Raw genomic sequence first — 2,386 nt, 5'->3', positions numbered from 1 at the left:
CGAGAGAGCTAATGGGCGAGTTATTACGCTGGGAAGATTTGGCACGCACCAAAACATTGGTTGCAAGAACAGCTGCCTTTAACGATGAAGCAAAACCATCAGAAAGCAAACATTACCTGCGCCCGATTCCTCAAAGTTTCTTAGATGTGATTAAGAACGGGGGGGCAGCATTAACACCTGAACAAAAACAGGCCATGCAAAACCCTGGTTGGTAAGCCAATTAAGCCTTTAAAAAAGAGCAATTTACTTTCGGGTTTATTGCTCTTTTTTGTTTGGATATTACTATTTATTGTAGTGAAACCGGCATTGAATAATGGCACATTGTTGATCTTTGCCTTTGGTACCCGATATTTGATAAACCAAACGATGCTCCCCGGTAATCCGCCGTGACCAAAAGCCTTTTAAATTATGCTTTAAAGCTTCAGGTTTTCCTAAACCATGAAATGGTGTTCTTGTTATATCTTTCAGGAGTGCCCTAATTTTTCTTTCTGCTTCGTCATCATTATCCATCCAATATTCAAAATCCTCCCAGGCTTCTTCAGTAAATAATATATTCATTGCTTAAAGCTCAACTGACCTTTCGTCTTCTACAGAAAATTGCCTCATTCTACCGTTTTTCAAACTCTCTATAGATTTATCTAATCTTTTGCGATTTGCTTCTGTCGACATTAAATGTGCAGTTTCGGTAAGTGCATTATATTCTTTAATTGAAATCACTACAATAGCATCATCTTCATTATTATTTCTTGGAACAATCAAAACGTCCTGTATAGAAACGGTCCAATAATGATCAATTTGAGATGAAAAAACTCCTCCTTGCCTTTTTGATACTGTTTTCTATATGTGCTTTTGCTCAAAAAAGCAACAAAACAATGCTAGTTCCCAAGCCATTGTACAGCGATCCTGTTTATGATGGAGCTGCCGATCCGGTGGTGATCTGGAATAAAGGAGAAAAGAAGTGGTTTATGTTTTATACCAACCGCAGGGCAAATGTTAAAAACCTCGATGGTGTAAGTTGGGTACATGGCACGCGTATCGGCATTGCCGAATCTGAAGATGGCGTAAAATGGAAATATCGTGATACCTGCGATATTCAATACCGCTTAACCGATTATACCCATTGGGCACCAGAAGTAATCGAAAATAAGGGAATTTACCACATGTATTTAACCTATGTGCCTGGCGTTTTTAAAGATTGGCGCCACCCAAGGTACATTGTTCACCTTACGAGTAAAAACCTCATCAACTGGAAATTCGAATCCAAACTGAACCTTGCCTCCGATCGTTGCATTGATGCCTGTGTATTTAAATTGCCTGACAACAAAGGATGGCGCATGTATTACAACAATGAAATGGCTGGCAAATCCATCTATTATGCCGATAGTAAAGACCTATACCATTGGGAAGATAGCGGCAAAAAATTAATTGGCGATAAAGGATGCGAAGGTCCGAAAGTCTTCTATTGGAAAAACACCTATTGGATGGTAGTAGACAACTGGAACGGCCTAGGCATATATTCATCTACCGATCTCCTCACTTGGAAACGCCAGCCCAAAAACATTTTACAGGCACCCGGAAAAGGAACCGATGATGGTGTAATGGGCGGTCATGCCGATGTGGTAGTGAATGGAGATAAAGCCTATATCTATTACTTTACCCACCCTGGCCGAACATCCGAAAATAAAGGAATCGATAACTACACGACCAGAAGAAGTGTGATTCAACTGGCAGAATTAGAATACGCCAATGGTGAAATCAGCTGCAACCGTGATAAATCCTTAGCTATTAAATTAAGTCCTAACCAAAAATAATGAAGCACATTTACCTTTTCTTAATGGTTGCGCTACTGCCCTTTATCACTTTAGCGCAACAACCAGTTACCCCAAGAAAAACCTACAACTTTAATCCCGGCTGGAAACTCTTTGTAGGTGATTTACCTAGTGCAGAAAGCACCGATTTTGATGATAAGGCATGGAAACCGATTACCCTTCCTTATGCCTGGAACGAAGATGAAGCCTTCAGAAAATCTATAGAAGATTTATCAACTGGTATTGCCTGGTACCGCAAGCATTTTACCATTTCAGAAACCAGCCAAAGCAATAAAATATTCCTTGAATTTGAGGGCATTAGGCAGGCGGGTGAATTTTACCTGAACGGAAAATTTATTGGCCGGCATGAAAATGGCGTGATGGCTTTTGGATTTGACATTAGCAGCTTAATTAATCAGAACAAAGAAAATGTGATTGCGGTTAGGATCGATAATGCCTGGAACTACAAAGAAAAAGCCACCAACTCTGGCTACCAATGGAACGATAAAAATTTTAATGCCAATTATGGGGGGATATCGAAAAACGTACGCTTGCATGTTACCGGTAATGTATATCAA

4 protein-coding genes and 1 pseudogene are annotated in these 2,386 nt (G+C 39.9%); 3 read left to right on the top strand and 2 right to left on the bottom strand.

Annotated features, from left to right (window positions below; genetic code table 11):
- Positions 1 to 215: pseudogene (locus AC1DND_RS27505) on the top strand (RagB/SusD family nutrient uptake outer membrane protein); the annotation flags it as partial.
- A gap of 67 nt (positions 216 to 282) precedes the next feature.
- Here the strand turns inward: AC1DND_RS27505 and AC1DND_RS27500 are convergent.
- Both AC1DND_RS27500 and AC1DND_RS27495 read right to left on the bottom strand, forming a co-directional pair.
- A complete protein-coding gene (locus AC1DND_RS27500; protein ID WP_477585988.1) occupies positions 283 to 558 on the bottom strand; it encodes a Txe/YoeB family addiction module toxin in 276 nt (91 codons plus the stop codon).
- A gap of 3 nt (positions 559 to 561) precedes the next feature.
- Positions 562 to 759 (bottom strand): type II toxin-antitoxin system Phd/YefM family antitoxin, encoded by a 198-nt coding sequence (locus AC1DND_RS27495; RefSeq protein ID WP_477585986.1) that lies wholly within the window; start codon positions 757 to 759, stop codon positions 562 to 564.
- Positions 760 to 872: 113 nt separating this feature from the next.
- On the opposite strand from AC1DND_RS27495, the gene AC1DND_RS27490 reads away from it, so the two are divergent.
- Together AC1DND_RS27490 and AC1DND_RS27485 are read left to right on the top strand one after the other, a co-directional pair.
- Positions 873 to 1,811 carry a family 43 glycosylhydrolase gene (locus AC1DND_RS27490; protein WP_477585984.1) on the top strand — a complete coding sequence of 313 codons (939 nt, stop codon included), beginning with the start codon at positions 873 to 875 and terminating at the stop codon, positions 1,809 to 1,811.
- On the top strand, positions 1,811 to 2,386 hold a 576-nt coding region (locus tag AC1DND_RS27485), incomplete at its 3' end, for a glycosyl hydrolase 2 galactose-binding domain-containing protein (RefSeq protein ID WP_477585982.1). The genes AC1DND_RS27490 and AC1DND_RS27485, both read left to right, overlap by 1 nt.

Source organism: Pedobacter sp. 01N416 (assembly GCF_056399685.1).
The sequence above is the reverse complement of the archived record's forward strand: the minus strand, read 5'-3'. Positions and strand labels throughout refer to the sequence as shown.